Annotated in this window: 8 protein-coding genes; 4 read left to right on the top strand and 4 right to left on the bottom strand. The window is 60.6% G+C overall.

The features are described from left to right. Positions 1–85 precede the first annotated feature (85 nt). From U6037_RS12370 to U6037_RS12360, 3 genes are all read right to left on the bottom strand, one after another. Entirely contained in the window at positions 86–1,051 is a 966-nt protein-coding gene (locus tag U6037_RS12370) for a Gfo/Idh/MocA family oxidoreductase (RefSeq protein ID WP_322846949.1), read from the bottom strand. 10 nt (positions 1,052–1,061) lie between these two features. After that, positions 1,062–1,949: a Dyp-type peroxidase gene (locus U6037_RS12365; protein WP_322846948.1), complete on the bottom strand. Its 888-nt coding sequence runs from the start codon at positions 1,947–1,949 to the stop codon at positions 1,062–1,064. Positions 1,950–2,178: 229 nt separating this feature from the next. Next, positions 2,179–3,246: an AraC family transcriptional regulator gene (locus U6037_RS12360; RefSeq protein WP_322846947.1), complete on the bottom strand. Its 1,068-nt coding sequence runs from the start codon at positions 3,244–3,246 to the stop codon at positions 2,179–2,181. Between the two features lie 211 nt (positions 3,247–3,457). Between U6037_RS12360 and U6037_RS12355 the strand changes: the two genes are divergently transcribed. The 4 genes from U6037_RS12355 (at position 3,458) to U6037_RS12340 (ending at position 13,145) form a co-directional block, all read left to right on the top strand. Beyond that, a complete protein-coding gene (locus U6037_RS12355) occupies positions 3,458–4,405 on the top strand; it encodes a SphA family protein (RefSeq protein WP_322846946.1) in 948 nt (315 codons plus the stop codon). Between the two features lie 179 nt (positions 4,406–4,584). Beyond that, a complete protein-coding gene (locus tag U6037_RS12350) occupies positions 4,585–8,535 on the top strand; it encodes an Ig-like domain-containing protein (RefSeq protein ID WP_322846945.1) in 3,951 nt (1,316 codons plus the stop codon). Positions 8,536–8,752: 217 nt separating this feature from the next. Then, positions 8,753–12,238, top strand: coding sequence for a hypothetical protein (locus U6037_RS12345; protein ID WP_322846944.1), 3,486 nt, complete (start codon positions 8,753–8,755; stop codon positions 12,236–12,238). Between the two features lie 547 nt (positions 12,239–12,785). Beyond that, complete coding sequence (locus U6037_RS12340) at positions 12,786–13,145, top strand: DUF6124 family protein (RefSeq protein ID WP_322846943.1); 360 nt, start codon at positions 12,786–12,788, stop codon at positions 13,143–13,145. Between the two features lie 157 nt (positions 13,146–13,302). Here U6037_RS12340 and U6037_RS12335 read toward each other — a convergent pair whose 3' ends face one another. Continuing rightward, positions 13,303–25,797, bottom strand: coding sequence for a filamentous haemagglutinin family protein (locus U6037_RS12335; RefSeq protein ID WP_322846942.1), 12,495 nt, complete (start codon positions 25,795–25,797; stop codon positions 13,303–13,305). Positions 25,798–25,871: the final 74 nt, after the last annotated feature.

The following is a 25,871-nucleotide window of genomic DNA, read 5'->3' as shown; positions in this document are numbered from 1 at the left end:
AGATCAAAAGATCGCAGCCTTCGGCAGCTCCTACATGAGACCGCAATCCCCTGTAGGAGCTGCCGAAGGCTGCGATCTTTTGATCTTAACGTTTGAGGATCTGGTCCATGACCCAGTCGGTCTTGAGGGCTTGTTCAGCGACGGCGGGATGTTGTGAGTCGCCACGAATGTGGGCGTTCATGCCGAGCACGTGATGCCACTGGATGTGTTCGTGATGAGGGATTTCCAGGCTGATGCGCTCATCGGCATGCAGCTCAACCGGGTGTTCGTCGAATACGGAAAAACCGATCCGCCCAAGGCTGCCGATGATCTCGACCCGATCCTCACGCCGATCCGCCACAAAACTCCAGCAGCCCATGCCCAGCGCCCCGGAGGCGAATCGCCAACTGGCGCTGACGGCATCTTCCGCCGCATACAACCCGGCCTGACGCGCGGTAAAACCGGCGACCTCGACAATGTCGCCGAGCAGATACTGGAACAGATCGAAACCGTGACTGGCCAGGTCAGCGAAGTAGCCGCCACCGGCCACCGTAGGATCGGTGCGCCAGTTGTCGCGACCGTTCAGATCCGCTGGCGACGGTGCCTTGGTCAGCGTCCAGCTCAAGTGTCGCACGTCACCTATGCGCCCCTCCTCCAACCATTGCCGCACCTGCGCAAAGCGCGGCAACGAACGGCGGTAGTAGGAAACGAACAGGTGCAAACCCGCCTCGGCAAACGCTTGCTGCATTTCGCGGCTTTGCCCGGCATTCAGCGCCATGGGCTTTTCCACGCAGCAATGTTTGCCGGCAGCGGCGACTTTCAGGCTGTAGGCGTGGTGGCTGTCGGGCGGCGTGGCGATGTACACCGCGTCCACCTCGGGATCGTTGATCAGCGCATCGACGTCGGTGTAGACGCGGGCGATGCCGTGGCGCGCGGCGTAGTCGGTCACGGCTTCAAGCCGTCGGCCCATCACCGCCACCAGCGCCGAGCCGGGCGCCTTGTAGAAGGCCGGACCGCTCTTGCGTTCAGCGACGCTGCCACAACCGATCATGCCCCAGCGCACCACGTTCATTTCCATTCCTTTAGCCGATGCGCAAGGCGCGCAGATCGAGGTGACCGTCCTTCAGCGGCGGGCACCAGTAGTAGCCGCCAGTGATCGGCCGGCTGATGCGATACAGACCATCAGTGATGCCGTCTTCCAGACCGCTCATGCGCCGCAGTTGTGCTTCGAAAGCATCCAGCGAGAAACCGAAGGCGAGGAACATCAAACCGGCGCGATCACCTTCGATCCACGGCATCGAGCGACGCACGACGAACGCTTCTGGCGCAAAGCTTTCCTGCGCGGTGCGTTTGACGTGGGCGGAGACTGGCGCGTCGTCGATCTCTTCGTTATCGCTGAGGCGACGGCCCATGATGTTGTCTTTGTCGTCGGCCGAGAGCTTGTGGAAACCCTTGAGGTCGTGCTGCCACTGCTGGATCGCGGCGAAGCTGCCACCGACCATGCCGTCAGTGCCGGCGCTTTGCAGAGCGGCGGCGATGGCGGCTTCGTCGTGCGGGTTTTCGGTGCCGTCTTCGTAGCCGGTCAGGTCGTGGCCGTCCTTGTGGCGAAAGGCTTCCTGCATCTCGACCAGACGCAAGGCCGGCGCCAGTGCGGCTTCGAGGGCGTTGCAGCGGTTGAGCAGTTCACCACGGTCAACGCCGTGCAGCCACACCCACAATGCGTGTTGGGTCGATGGGTTCTCGACACCGACGCCGCTCATGGCCGGGAAGCTGCGCAGGCCGTCGATCTGCACGTTGAGCGCCTTGGCCAGGGATTCGCCGAAACCGACCACTGCTGACTTGCCGTCCACCTGATTGATCAGGTTGTCGATCGCCTGCGGCAGTGCTTCAACCGATTCAAGGGCGAAAAACAGGTGACGTGCTTGCGCAGGAACTGGGGTGGCGAGAATGCCCGGCTGGTAGTAACTCATGTGAACTCCTTGGGAAAGTGCGCGGGAGTTTACCTGTGGCCGGAGGGTTTGTGTGGGATTGGATGGAAGTCAAAAGCCCCTCACCCTAGCCCTCTCCCGGCGGGAGAGGGAACTGATTGGGGGATATTAGAGATCTACACCGACTTGAACGTACTGTACCGAATCCATAATCGACATAAGTCTTTCAGGTCGATGCATGACGCAAGACATCCCGGTCGGCTCCCTCTCCCTACGGGCGGTCCGACGTTTCGGGAGGGCTGGGGTGAGGGTTGGCGTCATGACGCCAGGCGCTAGGGCTCAGCCCCGTCCAGCGCTTGAACGCCCGACGAAAACTGCGCACATCGCTGTAGCCGACTTCTTCGGTAATCCGCTCAATCGGCATGTCCGGGTTGGCCAGCAAACTCAACGTCCGCGCCTGGCGCACCTGCTCCAGCAGCGCCTCGAACGTCAACGCATGCTCAGTCAGACGTCGGCGCAACGTGCGGCCGCTCATATTCAAATCGCCGGCAATCTTTTCAATGTGACTGCCACTGCTCAGATCCCGGGCAATCGCCCGCTCCACGGCCTGAATCAGATCAAGTTTCTGATGCACCTGCGCCGCTTCCAGCTCCAGCAACGCCACTGCCTGACGCAATGCCAGCGAATGATGATTGGGCAGGTGCACATCCAGCCATTGCGCGTCGATCAACATGCGATTGTGCAGACAGCCGAAGCGCACCTGCGGCCCGAGCAGGCGGTGGTATTCGCTGAGGTAATCCGGCGCGGCGTGGACGAACTCCACGGCAATCGCCTTGAACTCAGGCCCGACCAGCGCCCGGCCATACACCAGCAGACTGGCGAAAAATTCCTCGACCGCGAACACCTGCACATCGGCAAATGGCAGACGACATTCAGCATCGAGATGCACTTTGCCACCGACCACATCGACGCTGGACACCACAATCCCGCCTGAAGTGTGTTGATGACGAATGCCCAACGCAAAGGCATCCCGCAAGGTCTTGCACAGCGACAACACATGCCCGAGCAGGCCCAAAGTGCCGAGTACGTTCTGCGCACCAACCCACAGCCCCAGACCCTGATTGGGCAGTACTTTGAGCGCGCGCTGAATCATCGCCACCGCCTGGCGATAGGAAATCCGCTGCGCCGGATCCTGCAGATCTTCAAGGGTAAAACCCAACCCACGGCACAAGCTCTGGGGGTCGATGCCCTTGTTCTGCGCGACTTCGGCGAGGGTTTGCAAAAGAAACGGCGAGACCAGCGCCAGTTCAAAGGTCGGGGCTTGGACTTTTACGTTCATGGGGACTGACATTCCGGATCACGCTTGATTGTTATTTTTGTAACCGGTTATGTCGATGGAAGTTAGCACAGGGTGCGCGAACTGTCCGCAGATGCCCCCCTCGGTGTCCGCCAATACCCTGCCCCAACGTACGCCAAACGCTTATTTCTAGCGTACCGGCGCTCCGAGCGACCGGTACCAGGTCCCAATCACAATAATAATGAGGACAGTCATGAGCCAGAACCGTGCAACATCCTTCTTGCCGCTCGCCCTTTTCATCGCAGGTTGCACCCTGACGTTGCCCGCTCTGGCCACCGAAGCCGGCGTCGACAACATCGGCACCGGCACCGACGGCTTTTTCATGCTGCCGCTGGAGGTCGACAGCCTTCCGGAAAACATGGTCGCGTTCAACCTCTACTACAACCATTACAAGTCGCGAAAACTCAACATCAGTTCCCTCGGCGGCAAAGTGCCAAATGTCGAGATCGAATCCACGGCAGTGATCCCGCGCCTCGATTACTTGAGCCCGGTGCGTGTGTTCGGAGGACGCCTGGCGGGCTACATCGCCCAGCCGTGGTTGAAGCAGGAAGTCGCGGTGTTCGGCTTGAGCGACACCCGCGAAGGCATGGGCGATACCACCTTCGCACCGATCATTCTGTGGGACATGGGCAAGAACCTGACCCTCGGCGCCGCCGTGGAAATCACCGTGCCCACTGGCGAATACAGCGTCGACCGGCTGGCCAACACCAGCAACAATTTCTACACCTACAAGCCGTTGTTCTCGTTCACCTGGCTGCCGACCGACAAGACCGAAGTCTCGATGAAGACCACTTACAGCTTCAACGAGAAAAACAAGGACACCGACTACAAGTCCGGGCAGATCTTCCACTTCGATTATTCGGCCAGCTACAAGATCACCGACGACCTGATGCTCGGTATCAACGGCTATTACCTCAAGCAGACCACCGACGACAAACAGTTCGGCCATACCGTGCAGTTCGCCGGGCAGGACGTCGATGATGGCGTGCGCGGCAAGGTGTTCGCGATTGGCCCGGCGCTGCACTTCACCTTTCTCAAGTACGCCAGTGCGGAGATTCGCTGGGCCAAGGAGTTTGATGTGGAGAACCGGCCGGAAGGGGAAATGCTCTGGGCGAAAGTCAGCATTCCGTACGCCTTCTGACCCCGCCAGCCCCCTTCAGGGGCGCGCAGTGCTCAGTCGGACGCTCAATACACAGACTCGCTGGGACTTGACCGTCCGTCTGAAACACGCTCACCCCTGTAAGATCTGACAGTAGTCGATGAGCAATGAATGGGATTAAAACGGGATCACCGGTTTTTCCCGTCCAGGCGATATTGCTCATGACTTCTTTCAGACTTTTTCTGTTTCCTCCCCGCAGAGACTTGTCCGTTGCGCCATTGGAACTGTGGCCTCTGTACATCGGTAATATGACTCGGCCTGTTGTGGATGCCGACGGCGGTATCAACCTGGCCACGTTTGAACAATCCGAGGCAGGCATATTCTGCCTTATCGACCCTTACCTCGGCATGGCGGCAGGCGATGAAATCCGGATTTTCTGGAACAACAAAGTCATTCACGAACTGCAAATCAAGGCCGAAGACGTCAATGTACGACTGTTCTTCTTCCTGCCGACCGCTGAAATCACCCCCGGTTACTCTGAGTGCTATTACCAGGTAACCCGGCTAGGTGAACCGCTCCCTGACGATCCTTCCGCCGTACTGACGCTGCTGGTCAAATTGACCTTGCCGGGCGGCGAGGATAAAGAGCAGTGGGATGATTGGCATTCGGCGCTGGACATGGTCGGTTTGCCGCCAGATGTCATCAACAACGGTATAAGCAAAGAATGGGCGGACACTGGCGTCCCCATGACCATCAAGCATTATCCGTTTATTACGGAGCGCGACGTCATCTGGGTTCGCTGGGGAGGGATTTTTCTGGCCCCGCACGTGGTGACAGAGGCTGAGGCCGCTGGCACCGAGGACATTGTCATCACCGCGTTGCCCAGCGACATCCGGACCGCTGGCGATAGCGCCGCCATGCCGATCAAGTACGAAATCCATGACGAGGTCTGGAACTGGTGCGAGATATGGTCGAAAGAGACGTCGGTTAAGGTAGATGGCGGGGCTGCTCGCCTGGACCCGGCTTTTTTCGAAGATGCCGATGATGGCGAACTCCATCTCGATCAACTGGATCATCAGGCGACCAATCTGTTGATCCTCCTCGAAACCAATCAAGAGTTCGCCGAAGGCGACACTATCGTGATCAATGTTGCCGGTGTCGGGGGTACTGGAACAGCGCCTCGCACACTGACCGAAGAAGTAACCGTCGGTACCCTGCCTTACATTCTTGAGTTCCCGATCCCTTTTGCATTCGTCAGTCTGTTCGCCAACGGGACGCTCGATGGCTCCTACGTTTTGCGCAAGAAAGACGGTAGCCCGTTGCTTTATTCCAAACGCACCTTCGTCAAGGTGATCGGCAACCCTGCGCTATTGCCCGCACCGGCAATTGATGAAGTAGTCGGTGCCATTTTACCCGCCGACAGCAAAACAGCGACCGTCAGAATTGCCTATCCGAGCCTTAAAGTCGGTGATTCGATCAACATGATCTGGGAAGGCACGAAATCGGACGGCAATCCCTATGTGTATGAAGAACCTTATGACGTCAGCAGTAACGATCAGCAGATGGGTTTTATATACATCTACGTGATGAACGAGCACATCCTCGAGTTGAACAACGGCAGCCTCAAACTCCATTACCGGGTGTACAACGACGATCTTGCCGACTATGGACTCAGCGAGTCTGACTTTCTGCGGGTCGAGGTACGCGCAGTGCCCGTCACCCTGCCGGCCCCCGATGTAGAAGAAGCCCAAGATGGCGTGATCGACCCGACGCTGGTTTATACCCAGGCCCATGTGCTGGTCAAACCGGTCAATTGGCTCAAGGGCGATACCCTGACGTATCACTGGATCGGACTCTCCGCTTTCAGCTCAACCAAAGGCAGCGTCCCCATCACTCAGTTGTCGATCGACAAGACCGCGCGTTTTCGGGTAGATGTCCAATACGTCTCGGCCAATATCGGCTATACGGTCACTGTCCGTTACACCCTGCTGCATGCCGCAACTGGAAAGTACAGCTATTCAGCACCCTTCGAAGTAATGGTTGGCATACCGGTGGGGCATTTGCCTGCGCCTACCGTATTACCAGCACCCAACGGTTCGTTGAACCCGATGGATGCGCTCAACGGTGTCGATATCGAGTGCAGTTATCTGAGCATGGACGCAACACTCGACACCCTGGCGCTGAAATGGCGCGGGACACCCGGGGGCGGTACATCAGAGGATCTGGAACAACCCGCCGAATCTTCCGGCATCGTTACCTTTCACCTGGCCGCCTCGTTTGTGGGCGCCAACATTCGACGCTCGGTTGACGTCAGCTATGACGTGCAGCGCTATGGCTTGTGGACGCCTTCGGAAGTGTTACCGCTGAACATCCTCGACTTTCAGGATCCGGAAAACGACCTGCCCAGACCGCAAGTGCCTCAAGCAGACAAGGCTATTCTGGACTTGATGGAGTTTGCCGGCGACGCGAGGGTGCTGGTGAACATATGGCCGTTTATTGTCAAGGGTCAGCGCACTTGGGTCTATGTCGAGGGCGAAACCAGCACCGGCACCTACCGGATCGATGTACTGAAAGATCATCAAATCAGTGACCAGCAAGTGACCGGAGGTCTGGACGAATCCTTGCTCAGAAGTGAACTTTTGAAATTGCGGCACAGTTCTCCAGCGGTGGTGAAATGCAAAGTGATTTTCGACAACAGCACAGAAGAAACCGCTGCAATCGAGTTCCCGGCCCTGCCACTGACTATCCGTACACGCTACGACTATGTGACGCCGGTCATCACCAAAATCCTCAACCCGCAAGGCCAGGAGATTCCCGAAGCCGGGTTGACCTACGACAAGCGAGTGACGATCCATGGCACGGCGACACGCGGTGAAAAGGTCGAGATCAAGGTCAACGGTGTTCCCAAAGGCACACCGCAAGCCACTGATCTGTGGGTATGGGAATCTCCTGCAGACGGCCTCGTCGAAGGTCTGCAGACCGTCACCGTGAAAGCCTTGTATGGCGCCGATGTACCGGACGGCAATCCACGCACCTTTACCATCGGTATTGCCACGAAACCCAGTATTACGGCAGTCGACGACTCCAAAGGACCGGTCGCGCACAATGGCATAACCTACGACAGAGAAATTACCGTTGCCGTATTGGCAGATCCCGACCAGCGTGTTCAGCTTTATGACGAAAACGCTCCCATCGGCGACCCTGTCACTCTGGATGGCGAGGGCAAGGGTTCGACAGATCTATCGACGCTGGCCCTGAAATCCTACGTCATCAAGGTACGAGCGCTCTATGGCGAGCAACTGGAATCCCCTGCGCACAATTTTACGGTCAAACCCCACGAAGCAGTGACGCTGACATCGGTAAGACACTCAGGAGGCGAACTGAGTAATGGAGGGCCTACTGTCGATACGTCGGTTGTTCTGACAGGCAAGGTCACGCCTTTTTATCAAGTGCAGATTTATGATTTGGGTACAGCCACAAATATCGTCGTGTCCGCCGATGCCAACGGGACGTGGACGACTCCCTTGGCGATCACCCTTGGTGAACATTCGGTGTACGCCAAGGCATTGAGTACAGATCAGATCTCTACGACGCGAACATTTCGCAGAATCTCGCCGATGAGCTTCGACACAAGCCCGGTCACATTGAGAGGCAAGACTTATATTTGTGTGGGTTCCCCCAACGTGCTCCCCAACTGGAATACAGGTAACTCATTTACGCGACGGGCCACAGGAGGCACAGGAGCAATTACTTACAGCTCCAGCAATCCAGCGATTGCCGCAGTCGATGGCGGCGGTTTCGTCACCGCTCGGGGCAGAGGCACCGCGACCATCACGGCCAGAGACACTGCACAGCAAGCCAAGAGCTATTCGGTTTCAGTGACTGGCGTGATTTATTGTGTGGGGCTTGGGGGGGGCACCTGGTACAACATAGTGAATGTAGCCAATGCGCAGGGAGCCCGTATACCCAGCTATGAGGAACTGTATGAGATTCACTTTGCCTACAGCGGGCGCTGGCCGATGGGTGACCACCATTATTGGTCGCACACTTCCACTCATGCCTGGTGGCCGAAACCGGCAAACCGAACAGTCTATCTAGTGAGAGGTTCGAATGGGTCGGCAATAACCCATCCGTTTTTTGGCCATAGTTCATTAGGTGTCGGACTCAAGTAATTATGCTGAGTTGGATGGTCTGTACTTGAGTGATTGCACATTCGAGCAGGGCAGCAATCGAATGTGCAATCAACTGGGGTTGATCGGTTACCAGCTTGCATGGCACAAGTACCGTTCGTCTGATTACTGCCCGCACCTGTCAGATCTGACAGGTGCGCTTTTCTCGATTCCGCGTCCTAATCACTCCATCGCCAAACCCTCGGCAGGAGTGCCCGTCATGCTCATCCAACCGCCCAAGGAAATCTCGCTTCTGGCCCTGCTCGACCCGGAAATCCCCGGCGGCATTCTGTTACCGGACGGCACCTGGGGCATCAACCTCGCCGCCGCACGACTCAACTTCATCAAGGGGCTGAAGACCCAGATTTCCGCCTGGAACAACATGAGTGTGGGCGACAACTGCAAATTGCTTCTCAACAAAACCATGGTGGATCAAAAGACCATCACCGATGAGGTCGAAATCGGGGAGCGCGTCACCCTGTTCGTCCCGCCGCAGCGCTTGCTCAGCGGCGACTGGGATCTGTCCTACGAGGTCAAGCGTGTCAGTCAGGCCGCGGAACCCGGGCCGACGCTCAAGCTTGTCGTCAAACTCGAACTGCCCGGCGGGCAGGATACCAACCCCGAGTATGGCCACTCCGAACTGAGCATGGCCTTCGATCCGCCGGATGTGGTGCGCGACGGTGTCGACAAGGTCACTGCCAAGCAAGGCGTGCTGGTTTACGCCAAACCCAAACCCGGCGATGGCCTGCTCTACGAGAATGTCGCCGTCGGTGACGTGATCATCCTGGCCTGGGCCGGGAAAAACGTGGAGTCCGAACCCGTCACCCAGCAACAGCTCGATGACCCTGAAGGTAACCCCATTGTGGTTCTGGCCGACGAAGCCACCATCCTTTCAGCCGGAGACTCCGACCGCGTGTCGGTCAACTACAAGATCCGCGACCGTGTGTACAACGAATCCGCAGACTGGTGCGAGGCTGTTTATATTGCCGTCGACACCCAGGGCTTGCGCCTGGGGGCGCCCATCCTCAAACAGGCCGACGGTCTCATCGTGGATCTGGAGATGCTGGGGGACGATGATCCGCTGGTGGAGGTCTGGGCGGATGACGTGAACATCTTCAAAAAGAACGACGAGATCTACCTCAGCGTTATCGGTACCGACGACGAAGGTAAAGAGATCAGTGAAACGGCGATCCAGCGTATTGAAACCACGCCGCCGGTGCGAGTCTCGATCGCGCACAAGAACAGCACCCTGCGCGCCTTGGCCAAACGCACGGTGGTGTATTCCTATCATGTACGCCGCGGCGGCGTCGTCGTCGACAACTCCAGATCCAAGTCTCGCGCCTACAGCGTTATCGGTGAACCGACACGCCTGGCCGCGCCCATCGCAATCGACCAGATCAGCGGCGCGCTTAACCCCGACGCGCCCGAATACCGCATCCGCATTCCCTACGATCCACTGATCACCGCGGACAAAGCCATCGAGCTCAGATGGTTCGGCATCCGGGCCGACTTCACGACCTACGACCCGGAACTGGAGTGGTATTTTCCCAGCGATGACGAGGCCAATGACCTCAAGGGGTTCATCGTCACCGTCGCCGGCAAACACGGCAAAATCCTGGAGGGCGGCACGCTGGATCTGTCGTACAACCTGCTGAGCGACGAAAACGGCACCATCACCCGTCGCGCCTCTCTGCACGCCTCGCTGTTAAACATTGGCGAGCCGCAGCGGGAGCTGGTCAAACCCATCGTGCTGGGTGAAAAGGATGGCGTGCTGGACCCCGAGGACCTTCCGGGCGGAGCCAGCAAAATCACCGCCCCACGGCCGGTGGCTGTTCCGAGCGAGGCCAACGATATCGTGACTTATTTCTGGATCGTTGAAGGCAATGAGCCTGTCACCGACTCTAAAAAACTCAATGCGTTGTCCAAGGACAAGGACGTGGATTTCCCACTGAACGCCGCGTTTGTGGCGCAGCACATCGAGCCTAATCGCGGAAAAAAAGTGAAGGTGCACTACGAAATCTTCCGGGCAGCGAGTAATACGACCAGTTATTCGAATGAGCTGGAGTTTACGGTAGGGCAACCGGTGGCGCTGGATCCGCCGACCATCGACTCGGTCAAGGGATCGCCAAGCGGCAAGGACATTGTCGAGGGTGGCACCACTGTTGAAACCAGCGTGATGCTGAGCGGCACGGCCGCCAAAGGCAAGAACGTCGAGATACGCGATGGTGCCACCGTCAAGGATCAGGTCACGGCCGATCCGGTTTCTGGAATCTGGACCTACACCGTGTCGGGGCTGACTGTGACGAAACACAGTTTTAGCGCGACAGGAAAGTACGCCGCAGAACCCGTCTCTGCGGCCTACACCCTCACCGTCACGGCCGTCATTGTGCCGACGCTTAGCAATGTGCTTGACGACAAAAACGTTGAAATCCCCGAGGGACAAACTACCGTCAGCACCGCACTGACGCTCAAAGGCACCGCGAGCAAGGGCCAGAGAGTCGAAATTTTTGATGGAAGCGGCCCGAGCCACACCTCCAAGGGGGTGGCCACAGCCTCGACGACAACAGGCACATGGGAGTTGTCGATTACAGTTCCAGTGGGTGCCCGGAGGCTATACGCAGGATCGCTGTATACACCGTCCCCGCTATGGTCAAATGTGCGCACACTGACTGTGACAGCGGCTGCAGCACCAACGTTGACATCGGTCAACGGTTCTCCCAGCGGTATCGAAATCCCTCAAGGCGGGGTCACCGTGGAAACCGCCGTCACCCTGAGCGGCGTTGCCGCAGCCGGGCGGGAAGTTGAAGTGCTCGACGGTACGGTTATCAAAGGTAAAGAGACGGCCGATGGAGTAACCGGCATCTGGAGTCTGTCGGTTTCAGACCTGAGCAAAGCCGAACACCGTTTTACGGCGAGATATCTGGAGCAACCGAGCCTGGTGTCGGCAGCGAGAACGCTGACCGTGACGGAAGCTACCGCTCCGACGCTAACCTCAGTCAAAGGCTCACCGAGCGGTTCTGAAATTCCACAAGGCGAAGAAACTGCGGAAAAAGCCGTGACGCTGAGCGGCTTTGCCGCTAAAGGCCAGAAAGTCGAGGTACTCGACGGCGAAGTATCCATAGATCAAACGTCAGTACATGCTGATACCGGAGCATGGAACTTATTCATTGAAGATCTGAGTGAAACAGCGCACAGATTTACTGCCAAAGGTTTATATGGCAACGCTGAAACTTCGGCACCTTGGGCAATAACGGTAAGCAAGAATGTCGATGACTTCACGGACTTCACCAGTGGCAACTGGAATAATTGGACAAATATCATTGCGGGCCGAGGAGAAATAAAAAATACACTTGGAGAATTTTACTGGGCAAACAACTTAACATTTCTCATGCCCAACGAACGTGTAGGAATCAGGAAAACCTATAAAAAACTGAAGCGGGGAGGTTATCAAATAAGCTTTTCATATAAGTATGACTATGTGGAAATTTCAATACCCGGCCATTTAAGAGTGGATTTTAATGGCCAGCTTGCTCACCACCTTGACGAATTGCCAGCAGACAACATCTGGAAAAGCACTACAAAAACTTATTATTACAACGCCGAAAATCAGGATGTTGTAATTGAAATAAGCTGTAGACACAACCGAAATCAAACCTTGTCGGTTCCTATCAACTTCGACAACATCACTATCAAGAGGCTTACATGATCAAAAAGAAAAGGACCACAGAGGGGACGGGTTTATTTAACCAGTGATTTAAACAGCGGGGCTTGATCGAGATCTTCCTGCTGACCGGGATGGCCCTTTCGCGAGCAAGCTCGCTCCCACAGGGAAACGCATTGCAAATGTGGGAGCGAGCTTGCTCGCGAAGGGGCCAGTTAAGTCAGTGCAAATCGCCTTTTAAACTCCGGCGTTTAAAAGACACCTTCAGACACGCCTTTCAGGCTACAAATTCTTGCGCAATTGCCTACAGCCAAGCCAGAATCCGCCGGCTTGTGCGCTTTGGGGTGGGGTTCTATTGTGGGCCGGTCGCTGAAGAATCAGCGATCGGGTTTAGCGACCTGAATCTTTGTAGGCGCACCAGCGCTCCAAACTCGACTGTGGATGCTTATCTACAATTTGCGTTATGGCGGCTGTGCGCGGGAGACCTTCGGGTCTGCCGGGCGCCTACACCCGGTTCGCTAACCTGCGTCCAGCCGCCACCTTACCTGTTTAGCGACGGGTTTTAGCGGCTCCACCTTGTAGGAGCTTCACCATGATCAAACCAACACCCAACCCACCCGAAACCGACCCCACCTCCCCCTACGAATCCCTCGATTCAAAAAAACTCCACGACGCCGCCGACCGCGCCCTCGATCACTACCTCTGCCCACCCGGCTCCACGCCACCGCCACGTAAAACCCGCCGGATGTACGCCGTCACCGCAGACTTCAAAAACGAAGAGCTGCTGGCCGATGCCAGCGAAACACTCGCCTCGGCCCGAACCATCGCCCATGACTTCGCCCACCTCATACCAGCGTCGCAGCGCAGGACTTTGCTGGGAATTGCGCAATTGATCATGCTCGGCGAGCTGGCGGTGAATCGGGTGATGGATCATCTGCACTTCTCGGATTGAGGCAGCCATGGGGAACACTTGCTGATTGATCCGGCGTCACTTCTGGCCCCTCGCGACCTGGCTCGCTCTCACAAGGCTCTCAGTGAGTTCAAGTGTCTTTGTGCAAGGAAAAAAAGGGCGACCCAGCGGTCGCCCAAACGTACTGCACGAGAGTCTTTTACAACGTCAGTTGCCCACGTTCCTCCTCGGTCAACTGCTGCTTCGCCTGTTCATCCAGCGCCCCTGCCCCCAACACCTGCACCGGACTGTTCGGGTTGTAACCCGGTGCCGGCGCACGGCTGGCGCCATCGCGGGACGGCGCGAGTTGCTCGTTGCCAAAGCTCAACACCTGCACGGTAAACACCGACGCCTGATTCTGCCGCGCTGCCGCCTGCTGCTGACGGACCACATCCTCTGCCGCCTGCGTGGCCGAGGATGCCGCCGAACTGGCTGAAGTGATCGCGCCGGTATTCACCGCCGACACCACCGGCACACCCGTCGCCTTGCCCTGCACCGAGATGTTGGCGGCGTTGACCACGGTCAGCGCGGCGATGTTGACGTTGCCCGACACGCGAATCCCCGCCTCGCCGGCATCGATGGTGCCCAGCGGCGCGATCAGGTCGATGTCGCCCGGTGCCACTTCGGCGATCGGGTTGAGGGTGGCGATACCGGCACCGGTGCTCGGCACCGACGGCGACAGCGTGACGTTGCCCCAAGTGTCGTAAACCCGTTTCGGCGGGGTGTAGACCACGGTGGTTTTCGAGCCGCGACCGGCGTTGATATCGCCCTCGGCCGACCAGCCGAGGATCGAGCCGCCGAAGGTGGTCATGATCCGGCTCTGGCCGAGCAGAATGCTGCCCTGCGAGTAGAGCTGAATGTTGCCCGAGCCCTGGGTGATGATCCCCGCGGTGGACGGTGGTGCTGCGCCTTCAATGCCGAACACCTGAGCGCCGCCCGGGGTGAGCATCTGGATGTCGCCGCCGAACAGGGTCTTGACCCCTGCCCCGCCGTACAGCGTGATGTCGCCGTCGTAGCGGATCGGGTTACCGGCCACATCGGTGCTTGGGAACAACGCGGCAATGGCGTTGCGACCGCGCAGATAGCTGCCTTTGCGCGGACCATCGACATCGTTGTATTCCAGGCCACCAGCACGCAGTTCGGCGAAATAAACCTGCCGCGCGAAAATCGCCTGCTCGGCATTCGGCAGTGCGGCGTAGAAGGCTTGCGCCTGTTCTGCGTTGCCACTGAAGCCGTAGCCCAAGGTCAGCCAGCTGTGCAATTCGTCGAGGTAGGTCTTGACCACTTTGCCCGGTTGCGCGCTGAGGGAGGCGTCCGCACTGGCGACGTTTTGCGGGTTCAGGTAACGCGCGATGAACCGTGAATAATCCGGTCCCTGCGCGCCCACACCGGCCTGCAAGACCACGCTGGCACCCGGCCGCTGATCACCCGCCAGCAACGGCCCGAGGCTGGTAATGCTGGCGCGGTCTTCCATGAGGATGTTACGCCCGGCATTGACCTCAAGAGTGCCGGGGCCGGCGACGTCGAAGCTGCTGTAGAGGATGTCGCGCCCGGCCGACACCCTCGATACATCCCTCGGGTCGTTGTGCACAAACAGATTGCCGGTCGAGTAGATCGTATCCTTGCTGGTGCCGACGCCATCCCTCGGCGAAATCGTCGATTGGCCCAGATTGGTACCGGAGGCGACGATGTCGCGACCGGCCATCATCCACACCGGCCCGGCGGCTTCGTTCCAGGTCAGCAGCGAATCGCTTGCGCGCAGTGACTCGCCACTGCGCACACCGACCAGGTCACCGCTCAAGGCGTAGATTCGCGCCGGTCCCTGAACATCACTGAGGCCCGAGTAGGAATTGCTGCCGAAGGCGAACAACGGATATCGCAAGTTCGGTTCAGCAGCGACACCATCGGCGCCGCTGTTGGAGATGAACGGAATTTCCGCCGAGTTGCTGGCATAGCCGTTGAACGCTGGGGCGAACGGCGTGGCAAGCGCCAGCGGACTGGCTCCGGACTGATTGATCGCATAGCCGCCGGCATAAATCGAATCACCGGCCAGCAGTTCCAGCTGCCCCGCCGTCGACGGCGCCAACAGCAGAGAGTACGCGGTTGCGGGGGCGGTGTTGCCAACGCTGTAAGCCGCCGACGAACCGGCATAGATCGAACCCTGCGCAGCCACCGCGCGCAGAATCGCTGGATAGACGAAACGGCTGTCGGTCGGCGAGGTGTTCTGCCCTTTGATCGGGCCGTTGGTGTCCGTCTCGGCCAATTGAGTACTCGGGGTGAGGTTGCCACCGGCCGAGAACAGGTCGATCGCCGTGTGCGCGGTCCACAGCGAGAAGCCGCTGAGAATGCCGCCCTTGGTGATTGTCCCCTCGTCATCAAACAACGGCGTGGCGTTCTGCAAACGCACCCGCCCCGGATCCACCGCCCCGCCCAGGACCAGATCGCCACGGGTGCTGATGCGCATGCCGGAGTCACCGGGGATCAGCACAATCCCGCCGGAGGCATTGCTGGTGGTCGCGGTAAACGGGTCAAGCGCGCGGGTTTCGCGCACATCGTGCTGCACGCTGTTGGCGCCATATTGCAGATTGATCCCTCCCACCGCACTGCCACTCACCTGTGCCGCGCCGCGCAGGTTGATCAGCGCGCCTTGCAGATCGTGCTTGGGCGGCGTAATCCCCCGATTACCGGCGCGAGCTTGCAGGGATGGATTGAGCGTGCCACCGATACGAATGTCCATATCGCCGCCACCGGTCATTTGCAGGCTGCCGTCGCTGCCAATGCGACCGGTGCTGCCCACCGCCACGATCAATCCCTGACTGCGTGGGTTGGTCCGCGCATCCCCCAGCGGTTTCAGCATGCCGGCGTCTTCACCGGCGCGCAGGCTGATGTTACCGCCCCCCAGGGTGCCGAAACCGGTGAAACCCACCAGGTACGGTGCCGTATCCATGTCGGCATCCGGCAGCGGCTGAGTGGCGTAACTGCCGAAGTTGATCCACCAGGCGGTCGGCACATCATCGCTGCCGGTGCCCTGACGCCACAACCAGTTGCCCACCGCGACGCTTGGCACCTGCTCACGATAGCCGCCGGTATTCGCGGCCTTGCGCCCGAGGGTGTCGCCAGAGACAGAGCCGCCGGCATTGATCGTCAGGTTACCGCCCAGTTGTGGATACCAGGCCTGGTAGAGACTGTCGGTGCCACCGTCGACCCATTTTTCAACATCGGTACCGCCACTGCCCAGTACCGAACCGTTGTCAGACAGGTGTGCGCGTTGCTGGTTGAAGCGCGGATCGATATCGGCTGACTGGGTGCCGGCGGTGTACACGCCGAACGGTGAAGCCATGCTCAGATTGCCGGCCGCGAGCAGATCCAGATCACCGGTGCCGGTGCGCAAGACGCTGAACATCTGGCTGTGGATGCTGGCGCTTTTCGCCGGATTGCTCTGCACGCACACCTCGGGGTAACTGTCGCACAGCGTCAGGTATTCCTCGGGAATCGGTGCGTAATCCTGGAAGCCGAACTGGTTGCCGGGTGCCCAGGTCCAGCGTGCCATCGGGGCACAGGCACCGGGATCGGTTTCGCAGAGAATCAGGTATTCCTCGGGCACCGGTTCGAAGGCAGGGAAACCATACTGGTTGGTTTCCGACCACACTGCGCGTGGATTGCCTTCGGTGATCTTCGCCCCGTAATGAGTGTCCGCAAGGCGCAAATTGCCTTCAGTGGTGAGCGGTTTCACAGCACGACTATCGGCGGCGGAAAGATCAGCCCCCGCCACCGCGCGGATCGACCACGACGCACTGCCCGACGGCAACATCGGCGCAATTGCCCAGTTGGCACCCTGGCTTGCGCCATTCAAAGCACGCAACTCGATAAATGCGACGCCGTCGGCGAGCACCACATTGGTCATCGACGGAATCAACGAACCGCGCAACAGCGCCAACGAACTGCTCAACATCAGGTTCTTGCTACTGCCAGTGTCGACATCGAAAGCACCCGGCAACGGCACGCCTTTGGGCCAGTTCATGGCTTGCAACTCGGTGTTGCGGTTCAAGCGAATCCCGGCACCCAAACGACTGCTGGCCGGCACCGTCACGTCGTTGCCCAACAGCGTCCCGGCGGCATACAACAGATTGCCCGAGGCGTCATGCACCGCCCCCGCCAGCACCGTGCCGGCACTGAAGGTATAAGGTGCGGCCAGTTCCACCTGCACCGGCAACAGCGTGCCGCCGACCAGCGTCGTCGCCTGAATCGGCAGATCGTAATTGAGGGTCACACCCGACGGGAATTGCGTGCCCGGCGCCAGCGTCACCCCGGCCCCCGGTACAACCAGATCACCACCGAACGGCTGCACACCCGGCAGCAGTTTCCAGCCGGCGTCATCGACAGTCTCTGGTGGCGGCGCGAAGCCGTCGTTGATGCTGCCGTAAATGTCGAGGTTGCCACCGGCACGGATCACCAGGCTGGCAGACTCACCGGAGCCATAGACGCCGGCGACCTTGCGCGTATGCGGATTGAGGCTGGCATAGCGGTAGCGCGACAGGTCGATGTCGCCCTCCACCACCAGGTCGCCGTCAGCCGTCTTGCTGGCGATCTCGACCCCGGGGCGCAGGTGGAAGGCATCGGCGTAGGTCGCATTGTTCAAGCCCGCCAGTTTGCGTTGCAACAGATCGGCGTTGTTCAGCGCGGCGTCGATGAAGCTGGTGTTGTCGCCGTCGATGCGGCTCAGCAGCGCCTGGTCGATCACCTGATACGGCCGGCCACTGACCGCCGGATCGACACCATCACGCGCATCGTCATAGCGGCGCACACCATTGAGGCCAATGGAGCGCGCGCCCTGAATGTTCACGCTGCCACTGGCATCGATGGCGATGTCGCCAGCGCCCAGTCGCGGCGCATTGAGTTCGAGGGTGCCGCGCAACATCTGGTCGTGCTGACCGGCGAGGAAACCCGGCACCGCATCAGTACCATGGCGCAGGTCGATGCGCGTACCGGACGCCAGGGTCAACAACCCGGCACCGGAATTCAACTCGACCATGGCCCGGTTCGGCGCGTCGATGATCTTGCCGTAACTGTCGACGCGCAACACCCGGCCATGGGCGTCGAGCACACTATTGCCGGCCAGGGTCAGGCCGTTCTGCGCCGCCAGACGAATACTGCCGACCCGTTCGCCACTGGCGTCGATCAAGCCATTGACGGTGAGGCTGCCGTTGTCCACCGAGACGTTGACTTCACCGGCCTTGAGACCGTCGCCGATGAGCAAATCGCCTTGCTTGAGTTGCAGGCTGCGACTGCCGAATACCTGCCCGGCGTTCAGGCGTTGATTGAGTGCCGCGAACTGCGCGCTGGCATCACCGCCCAACTGCTGAGCGCGAATATCCACGCGGCCGGCCTTGTACGGCACCAGCGTACCGCCGGCGTCGTAATAGCCGCTGCTGGCGCCGAGAATCTCGCCCTGCAGATCGACGATGCCGGCATCCGCCGCCAAGGCCACGGCGCTGAGGTTACCGGCCTGATTGTTTTTCGCCGACAGATCGATGCGCGACCCGCCGAGCTGACGAATATTGCCGTTGGTGCTCAACAACGACACGTCGCCGCCCCAGCTGTACTTGCTCACGTCGTTGAACGGCAAGGTGCGCCCGGCCATGTCCAGTTGCGCGCCGCCGGCCAGGATTAAATCATGCTCGGCGGTGACCGTGAGCTTGCCGCTGGCCAAGGCAATGCGGCTGTCGAGCACAATGTCACGGGCTTGCAGATTCAGGGTTGCACCCAAGGCATCGGCCACGCCCGAAGCACCGGCACCGTCAAGCGTCAGGCGATTGCCAGCCTTGAGCAGATTGACCGACGCCGCTTCACCGGTGAGCAACGGCGTGCGCAGATTGAGATTGCCGCCACTGTAGGCGTAGCCCTTCACCGGGTCGTAAGCGCCCTGCTGTTGATATACCGCCAGACTGCCCTTGTGATTGGCGCTGATGCGTTCGCTGGCACTCAGGTTGACGTTGGCAAAACCCAGCGCCAGACGATTGTTCTGATCGAGGCCGTTGGCTTGAGGCATCGGGCCGTAACCCAACTCGATGCGTTGCGCCTGAATATTCAGCGTGCCGCTGCCGGTACCGGCGCCGTCGCTGATTACGCTGCCGGGGTCCTGCGTGGCCCCGTTCCAGATCAGGTTGGCGGTGCGGATCGTCGCGACATCGTCGGCACTGCCCGCGCCGTAAATCGCCGGGGTAACGAGCACAAGGTTTTGCAATTTGCTCTGGCCGGTCTGTGCATCGAAGGTGTCGAGGGTCACGCTGCCGTACAGATTGACAGCGTCGCGCGTGGTCAGGCTCAGCGTCTCCAGAGCCGGTGCGCCGAACTGGTTATCACCGCGCAGCAAACGATCCAGGACGTTCTGGTTCAGGGTCAGGCCGGCCGGCACCCGGTTGCCGGCAGCGGCCAGCGCCTCGGCACTGCCGGCGTTGACCGCCCCCACCGCCAGGGCCAGATGACGCGTGCCAAAGCGCACGGCTTCACCGAGTTCGAACTGGTTATCCGTGGCGGCGGTGATGCTGCCATTCGAATACAGCAGTGCCGGACTGTTGCAGACCACCGTGGCACAGGTGCCGATGCGAATGCTGCCAGCGCCAATAAAGCCACCGCCCGCCTCCGGCGCGAGCACGTTGGTCCAGCCGTTGGACACCACCACCATGCTGGACGCGCCAGGTTGATAGAGGTAGCCGGCCGTCGAGTCATAAGCGACGTTGCCACGCCCCAAGGCATTGACCCCGGCGCCCGCTTCAATGGTGATGCCGCCATTGATCGAGTTGCTGCGCAACAACACTTCCGGCGCCGCCAACAACGCCCCTTCCCGCAGGACGATGCTGGAGGTGTCACCGATGAAGCCGATGATATTGCCTGCCGTGGTGTAGCTGACGGTCGGCATCGCACCGATGGTCAAACGCCCGGCGTTGAGGTTATTCAGGGTGTCGGCATACAGCGAAATGCCGTTGAAATCCTTGCTTGGCGCATGCCCGGCACCGAGGATTTCAAAGCTGCTGCTGGCATTGCCACTGCGCACCACGGCCGTGCCGACCAGGCCGCCTGCAGCCGCGTTGAATCGAGCCTGCCCATTGAACTGCAATGCGATGTCCTGCTCGCCACCGGCGACCAGTCGCAGATCGAGGGTCTTGCCGTCCTGCGGCGCCAGCGCCCGGGGAATCCCGCGCCGCACGGCATCGCTCTGGATGAATTGGCTGAGACTGGTTTCGTTGTACTGCGAGTAACGGCGCAGCACATCCGCCGGGGTCAGGATGATCTGGCGGGCGAGGCTGTCGCGCACGCCGGTATTGGCAATCGACATCTGCCCGCTGCCGGTCCACGACCCGTTGCGCATTGGCAGTACACCGCTGGACGCGCCCGACGTCGCCTGGCCGTTGACTTCGACCCGGAACGCGCCGGGCAGCAAGGCAAACGTCGACGGCAACAACGTATAGGTTCCCGCCGCCAGGCCTGGAACTCCGGCGCCGAGGGTGATCTGCTGGCCGATCCGTGGATCGACCGCGCCCGCCTCGGCCAGTACCGGCGCGTAAGTGCTCTGGTTGCCCGGCACGATTGCGTACACCGGGTTGCTGGCCAGCCCCGGCAAGCTGAAGCTGCCGTCGATGGCGTTGCGTACCAGCGGATTGAAACGGGCATCGGTGGAACCGCCGCGCCCGGAAATGAAACCGGCGCCACGCAGGTCGCCGCCGCCCGACAAATCGATGACTGCGCCGCTCTGCACATCGATGAATTGGGTGCTCATCGACACGCCGGTCGCTTCCCCGGTGATGCCGTTCAACACCACCGACTTGCCGCCATAGCGGTAGTCGATGCCGTCCGTGGTGCCGCCATACGGCATGACCAGCCCGGCACCGCTGACCGACGTCACGCTGCCCGGCAGCAGGCGAACCTCACGGGTGGTGGTCAACAAGTCGTCGCCGAGGACAATCTTGCCCAGCGGTGCACGCAACACGCCGCCCTGTTCGATAGACGCCGCCGAGAACGTCAGCTTGCCGAACGCCGAATAAGGCGCCGCAGCCGGCGCCGGGCCGTGGCCGCTGATGCGCAGGGTATGTTCGGCAACCGACTGCGCGCCCTGATAGCCCACACGCACTTCTGCCTGCACGTCACTGGCGGGATAAATCTGCGCCGCACGCAGGTTCAAATCACCCGGGGTCCACAAGCGACTTTTATCAGCGCCATCGGTCGGCGCCAGAAAGCGCAGATCACCGCTGCTGTCGAGGCTGACCTCGGCAAACCCACGGCGGCTGTATTCGGCGGCCGGGGCCTTCAGTTGCAGGATCGAACCCTGTGCCCCGAACGACAGACCATTGCCCAGATCCAGCAGGTTCGCCGTCGCCGTGAAGCGGGCGCACGCCAGTTTGTCGGTCGGGCTGTTGGTCAGGCGTGGGCGCACGCTGCCGACCACGCTGTAATAGCTGCCGACACCGGACAAGCGCAGATACGGCGCGCTCAGATCGACCCGTGACGCGTCTTTGGCTGACTCCGCCAGGGACAATGCCCCGGCGTACAGGCTGAGGCTTTGCTGCGTGTGCAAGCTAACGTCACCGTCGAACGACAGCAGGCCGTTACTCAACAGACTCAGATTGTCGAAGCCGCCGGTCATCAGGCTGTCGGCATGCACACGGGCCTGACCGTAGCGCAAACCGTCGGCGGCCTCGCCCGGGCGCAGGTCGGCGGCCAGTGCCTGCCCGGTCGACGTCTGGTCGATGATCAACTCTCTTGGCCCGCGCACCTGGTTGTCCGCTGAGTCGACGTACAACGGCGTCTCCAGCGCCACTTCCAGACGACCACCGGCCGCCCCGACACCGCCCGCCACCGCACGCAGATCGCCATCGATAAACAGACCGTTGTAAGAGCCGATGGCGATGCGTCCGCCGTCGGTTGCCACACGCGTCGGCCCCTGCCCGGCGATGTCCAACAGCGCCTCGGCGCCCGAAGCATCGAGCTGCGCACCCTGGCGCACAATCACGTAAGCATCGGCGGCAGTGGCCGTGGCCAGTTTTGCGTCGATCTCACCGCCGAGGATGATGCTGCCACCCTTGCCGACCTGCCCGTAAGTGCGGCCCAAAGCATCCACGGCGGTGTTCACACGCCCTGCCACATCCAGCCGCGCCTGTTCACCGATCCAGATCGAGCGGTTGTGCGCAGTCGGTTCGGCCAGTTGATTGGAGGTGGCCGGTTTGATCGAGCCGAACTGTTGCTGGCGAATATCAATCGTGCCGCCCCAGGCGTTGAGTTCGCCGTCAACGGTGATCTGCCCGGCGCCGCGCAGTTTGATGCTTTGCCCCGGATCGACGCTGATGCGCGAACCACGACCGAGGGTCAAATCGCTGTTGGCCGCATCGATCAGGGTGAGCAGGCTGGCCCCGCCTTGCAGCGTCAGGCTGGCACCGGCGCGTTGCGTCAGCACGCCCTGGGTCGGGTTTTCCTGGAACAGTCCCGGCGTCCATAGCTCCAGCGCTGATTGCGGGTCGGCACCGCTGGCCTGATTCGGCGCGGCATCGCCAAAACGATACACCGGCATGCTCACGTCCACGACCGTGTCGTCGGCCACTCGCAGACCGCTCAAGCCGATCAGGTTGTAAGCAGAGAAGCCTTTGTTGAACAGGTCGGCGGACAATTGCAGCGTGGTCTCGCTCAACGACTTGTCGGTCTGGCCGATCAAGATCTGGTTGGCCTGCACGGTCAAGGTGCCGCCGCCCGTGACACCGTAGCCACGCAGCTCGCCATCGAGGCGCAGGTGCGATTGGCCCGGTGCGGAAATCGCGCTGGATTCCAGGGTCAGATCACCGCCCTTGCCGCCACGGGTCTTGCCGTTGGCAAGGATGGCGCCACCGGACGAAACATCGAGCAGGCTGCCGGCGCCCATATTGATATCGCCGCTGCTGCGGATCGACACCAGCCCGCCATTCAGCGAGGCCAGGCTCGCGCCATCGTCCGGCTGGGTACGCAGGTTGCTCCACACGCCACGGGTATCAAGGTGAACGCCTTGGGCCACGGACACTTGCGTCGACTTGCCGGTCTTCGCCGTGAGTCGGGTGTCACTGCTTTCGCTGCCGTTGAACTGATTGAGCACGTTGCCCAACCGCAAGCTGCCGCTGCGTGCAGTCAGATCCGCGCCAATCTGCACATCGGGCGCATAGAGGGTGATGTCGCCACCGCTATCGACGCTGAGCGCGCCACCCACTACGACCTGATCCCTGGCCGCCACTTTGAGCGCGCCAAGACGCAAGCCGTTGAGCTGATCGTTATCGAGAAACAACTTGCCTTTGCGCGCCTCCGAGACAGCACCGGCGAGGTCCAGATCGCTGCCGGCGAGCGGACGGTCACCACCGATCTGCACCTGATCCAGCAACGGATTGAGCGCATACAAAACGCCGCCCGCTGCGGCCACATACGCCGGGTCATAACTGCCGACGATCAATTGCGCGCGGCGCGCCAGCGCGGTCTGACTCTGCTCATAACCATCAAGCACCGGTTTCGGCGTCTGGTTCTGCCGCTCGCCCTGATACACCTCGCCGAGCAACTGCCCGCCGAGCGCGGCGTTGGCCGTGGCAATCACCAGTTGCCCAGCGTCACGGCCCACGGTATAGCCCGCCTCGAAACGCGAACGCGGGGCAATCAGCGGGTTGTAGAAATAGCTGCTCTGGCCCCAGCGTTCGCTGCTGTCCTCGAAACCTTGGTACAGCCCGGTGTAAAGCAGATCGCCCGGCGCACGCGACACTTCATACAATTTGCCGTCGGCTCCGCGCAGCCAGCTCTGGCGGATCTCGCCACCCTGCACATCGAGGGTGCCGCCGGACAGATTGATCAGCGAGCCTTTCTCGGTGACCACGTCGTTGCCGGCAAAACTCACCGTGCCGCCCTGCGCCATCCATTCACCGACGCTGTGCGCCTGAGTGCCGAGATAACCGCCGACCTCAAGCAAGCCGCCCGCCGTATACCAGCGATCCGTGGCATAGCCGTTGGTGCCGGCCGGCACATAGACCAGCTCGCGCACATCGACCCAGATGTCATTGCTGTTGAGTGCGCCTTTGTCGCGGTTGACCGAAGCGTCGCGCTGCTCGTTGCCTTGCACGTTGATCTTGATGTTGTTGTTTTCCATCGCCACTTTGACGCCGAGGGCACCGGAAACATCGATCATCGCCCCGTCGCGCACCACGCTGCGGCGCTGTGCCGTCACCGCCACTTGCCCGCCGGTGGCGAGGGTGATCGAGCCGTTCTGGAACTCGACACTGCCGCCACTCTGGATCTCGATGCGCGACTGATCGCCACGAATGCGGTTGTTCGCGTTGACCGCGCTGAGGGCGGCCTGATGCTGACTGTCGAGCGCCGTCAGGTCGCTGCTGTCGAGCATGATCGCCGTGGCGCTACCTTGCGCCAGGGTGACACTGCCGCCGCTGTCGCTCGCGGGGTTGGACAAGTGAATGGTGCCGCGAGACGCCACCGACGTACTGGCGAGCAACACGCCGTTCTGCACGACTTCATGGCCGGTCAACGTGATGTCGCCGGTAGACGACTGGATCAGGCCGTTGTTGCTGACTTTGCCGCTAACGTTACCGGCCTTGAAGCCCGGCGTGACTTCATTGCCGAACGTGGTCGACAGCGCATTGCCCTCGGTGCCCGCGCCCTTGCGAATGTAGAAGCGGTCCCCAGCGCCGAGTACGGTCTGGCCCTTGGCGGTGCTGATGCTGCCGTCGTTCTGTACTTCGCTGCCGAGCAGCAAGGCATAACCACCGGCAGCTGTAGACGACGCCGGCTTGTGCGTTTCGATAGAAGCACCACGTTCCACCAACACCTTGCCAGCGGCATCGGTGAACGTCGGCTGAGTACCGTTGCTGTCGAAATACAGGCCACGGTCGCGGAACTGGATATCGGTGATATTCGCCGCTGCCGCCACCAGGTTGCGCACATTGACCTGACTGCTGCCGCTGAACACGATGCCGTTTCGGTTGATCAGCATCACCGTGCCGTCACCCTTGATCTGCCCCTGGATCTGGCTCGCCCGCGCATTCGGATCGTTGACCCGGTTGAGCACTGCCCAGTTCGCCTGCTGGGCAAACTCGACAGTGGTGTTGCGCCCGACGTTGAAGGTCTCCCAGTTGAGGATGGCCTTGTCGGCGGTCTGCTCGATCTTCACCGTAGTCTTGCCGTCGGCCTGGGTTTGCTGCGGACCTTTGGCGTTCTGCCAACCTTGGGTGAGGCTGTTATCGACCTTCAGACCGCCCTCGCCCAGACCGTCCGGGACAAACTGCACCGAGCCCAGCGCAGCGGCACGTCCGGCCGCCTGCGCCGCCTGCTGCGCGGCAATCGCGGCGACGGTGTTGTTCAGGGTCTGGATCGAGCGCTGCAATTGCTGATTGGCTTTCTGCTGCTGCGCCAGTGGCGGCGTCATCCCCGGCAAACCGCCAGTGCTCGGCCGTGCGGCAGCGGTTTGCTGCGCGGCACCCTTGGCGGCAAACCAGTTGGAGCTGAACGCCGTCGCCGCGTGCGCGTTGCCCGCCACCAGACACAACGCCACCGCGTGCGCCAGCGGTTTGAGCAACCACAGCGCCGGCTCCACGGCTTCACGTTTGAACGACTGGACGTTGGTACGACGGGATGGGCGAGCGAGCATCACTACGAGATCCTTTTGGGTTGCCACACGTTGGTTGCCACACATGCCGCAGGCGTGCAAAAACCTGCTGTTAC

Origin of the sequence: Pseudomonas sp. B33.4 (genome assembly GCF_034555375.1) — a bacterium.
Taxonomy (GTDB): domain Bacteria; phylum Pseudomonadota; class Gammaproteobacteria; order Pseudomonadales; family Pseudomonadaceae; genus Aquipseudomonas.
This window is presented reverse-complemented; position numbering and strand designations above follow the sequence as displayed.